Source organism: Agromyces sp. P1_H4 (assembly GCF_056405255.1).
This window is the reverse complement of record NZ_JBFUCL010000575.1, coordinates 1-1,032: the sequence shown is the minus strand read 5'-3', so window position 1 is coordinate 1,032 and position 1,032 is coordinate 1. Positions and strand designations below refer to the sequence as shown.

The 1,032-nt window shown below is 73.6% G+C and carries 1 protein-coding gene and 1 pseudogene; both read right to left on the bottom strand.

What is annotated here, in order from left to right; translation table 11 throughout:
- A partial coding sequence (locus AC1DY2_RS20080) for a hypothetical protein (protein WP_476764019.1) occupies positions 1 to 399 on the bottom strand: 399 nt, incomplete at its 3' end.
- A gap of 289 nt (positions 400 to 688) precedes the next feature.
- Positions 689 to 1,032, bottom strand: a pseudogene (locus tag AC1DY2_RS20075) (RNA polymerase subunit sigma-24); the annotation flags it as partial.

The following is a 1,032-nucleotide window of genomic DNA, read 5'->3' as shown; positions in this document are numbered from 1 at the left end:
GCGCAGGCCCTGCGGGAAGTACTCGTTGTCGGCGGCGATGAAGTCGTCGTCGGTCATGCCCCACTTGACCCACTGGGTGCCYTCSCCGGGTCGCCAGACGGCGGCGATGCGCCCGTYSKMGAYSTCGAGGGACGTGAYGCGMAGGCCCTGCGGGAAGTACTCGTTGTCGGCGGCGATGAAGTCGTCGTCGGWCATGCCCCACTTGACCCACTGGGTGCCTTCGCCGGGTCGCCAGACSGCGGCGATGCGCCCTTCGTGGAACTCGAGCGACGTGATGCGCAGGCCCTGCGGGAAGTACTCGTTGTCGGCGGCGATGAAGTCGTCGTCGGACATGCCCCACTTCACCCACTGCGTGCCGTCCCCCGGCTGCCAGACCGTGCTGAACGCGACGTCGGCCATGGGTCCCCTCCCATCGATGGTGACGCGGGGTCACACCCGATGGGACCGGCCGCGAGTCACCCCGCCATTCTCTGCCGCGAGCCGGGCGACTTCAATGGATGCCGACGAATCCTCAGGTCGCTCGTCCGGGCGTGGGCGCCCCCGCGCCCCGCGGCTCAGCGCGGCAGGTCGTGCCCGGGGTGAGCGTCGAGTGGGCGAAGTTGGCGAGGTCGCGGTCGCCGCGTCGCCAGGATCGCCCACTCGCGGTGCTTGCGCGGCGGAATGCGCACGGCGGTGGCGGCCGCGCGGCTCAGCGCGGCAGGGACGCCGCCTTCGCGAGCAGGGCGGCCCGCTCGCGCTCGTTGCCGGTGAGCCGGGCGGCCGTCTCCAGCTCGCCGCGCGCCTCCTGGTCGCGGCCGAGGCGGGCGAGCAGTTCGCCGCGCACGGCGGGCAGCGCCGGATACCCGGCGAGGCGGCCCGACCGCTCCAGCTCGTCGACGACGCGGAGCGCGCTCGCCGGACCCGTCGCCATCGCCACGGCCACGGCGCGGTTGAGCTCGACCACGGGCGACGGCGCGAGGCGTCCGAGTGCCTCGTAGAGCAGCACGATGCGGGCCCAGTCGGTGTCGTCCGCCGAGGGCGCGACCGCGTGGC